A 1,766-nucleotide genomic window follows, 5' to 3' on the forward strand; every position below is an offset into this window, starting at 1 on the left:
CTCACTGGTCGCGGCCGGCCTGCCCCTGCTCACCGCGCTCATCGGCGTCGGCATCGGCGTCGCGGGCATCACCGCGCTGGCCTCGACGCTCGAACTCGGCTCCACCACGTCCATCCTGGCCACGATGATCGGCCTCGCCGTCGGCATCGACTACGCGCTGTTCATCGTCTCCCGCTACCGCGCCGAACTGGCCGAGGGCCGGGAACGCGAGGACGCCGCGGGACGCGCCGTCGGCACCGCGGGCTCCGCCGTCGTCTTCGCCGGCCTCACGGTCGTCATCGCCCTCGTCGGCCTGTCGGTCGTCAACATCCCGATGCTCACCAAGATGGGCATCGCCGCCGCCGGCACGGTCGCCATCGCCGTCCTGATCGCCCTCACCATGATCCCGGCGCTGCTCGGCTACGCGGGCCGCAGGGTCCGCCCGGCCGGCGAGAAGGGCAGGTGGCGCGGGCGCGGGGAGAAGGAGGAGGGGAACGGGCCGGCACCGGAGAAGGCGCGGCACCAGAACCTGGGCACCCGCTGGGCGCGCTTCGTCGTACGGCGCCCCGTGGCCGTCCTCCTGCTGGGCGTCGTCGGCCTCGGCGTGGCGGCCGTCCCGGCGTCCTCCCTGGAACTGGGCCTGCCCGACGACGGCTCCCAGCCGACGTCCACCACCCAGCGCCGCGCCTACGACCTGCTCTCCGAAGGCTTCGGCCCCGGATCCAACGGACCGCTCGTCGTCGTGGTCGACGCCCGGGGCAGCGACGACCCGGACACCGTCTTCCAGCGGACCGGCGACGCCGTCAAGGCGCTCGACGACGTCGTCTCGGTGAGCCCGGCGGCCCCCAACAAGACCGGTGACACGGCGACGATCACCGTCGTCCCGGACTCCAAGCCCTCGTCCGCGGCGACCGAGGACCTGGTCCATGACATCCGGGACGCCGGGGCGGACATCAGGGCCGACACCGGCGCGGACGTCCTGGTCACCGGTGCCACGGCGATGAACATCGACGTGTCGCAGAAGCTCGACGACGCGCTCGTCCCGTACCTGACCCTGGTCGTCGGCCTCGCGTTCCTGCTGCTGATCGTGGTCTTCCGGTCGGTCCTGGTGCCGCTCAAGGCGGCCCTCGGGTTCCTCCTGTCGGTGATGGCCGCCCTGGGCGCCGTGGTCGCGGTCTTCCAGTGGGGCTGGCTGTCCGGCCTGCTGGGCGTGGAGGAGACCGGCCCGGTCATGTCGATGATGCCGATCTTCATGGTCGGCGTGGTCTTCGGACTGGCCATGGACTACGAGGTGTTCCTCGTGACCCGGATGCGGGAGGCCCACGTCCACGGCGAGAAGCCCGACGAGGCCGTGGTGACCGGCTTCCGGCACGGCGCCCGGGTGGTGAGCGCGGCCGCGGTGATCATGATGGCGGTCTTCGCCGGCTTCATCGGCTCCGGCGAGTCGATGGTCAAGATGATCGGCTTCGGTCTCGCCGTCGCCGTCTTCTTCGACGCGTTCGTCGTCCGCATGGCGATCGTGCCGGCGGTACTGGCCCTGCTGGGCGAGAAGGCCTGGTGGCTCCCGAAGTGGCTGGACCGCGCCCTGCCCAACGTGGACGTCGAGGGCGAGGGCCTGCGCAGCGGCACCGGTACCGACGGGAAGGGCGGCGGCCCGGACGACCGGGACCTGGCCCGCGTCTGACCGTCGCACCGCACCGTGGAACCGGCCGGTGAGGGCCCCGTGGGGACGGGGAGCCCTCACCGGCCTTCCCGTGCGCCCGCCCGGCCCCGGCGACCGGCCGGGC

1 protein-coding gene is annotated in these 1,766 nt (G+C 72.8%); it reads left to right on the plus strand.

What is annotated here, in order from left to right; genetic code table 11:
- The coding region (locus tag AOK18_RS28420) for an MMPL family transporter (RefSeq protein ID WP_055696183.1) at positions 1–1,663 on the plus strand (1,663 nt) is incomplete at its 5' end.
- Between the last annotated feature and the right edge of the window lie 103 nt (positions 1,664–1,766).

The sequence above is a fragment of the Streptomyces prasinopilosus genome (genome assembly GCF_001419695.1).
GTDB lineage: Bacteria > Actinomycetota > Actinomycetes > Streptomycetales > Streptomycetaceae > Streptomyces > Streptomyces prasinopilosus.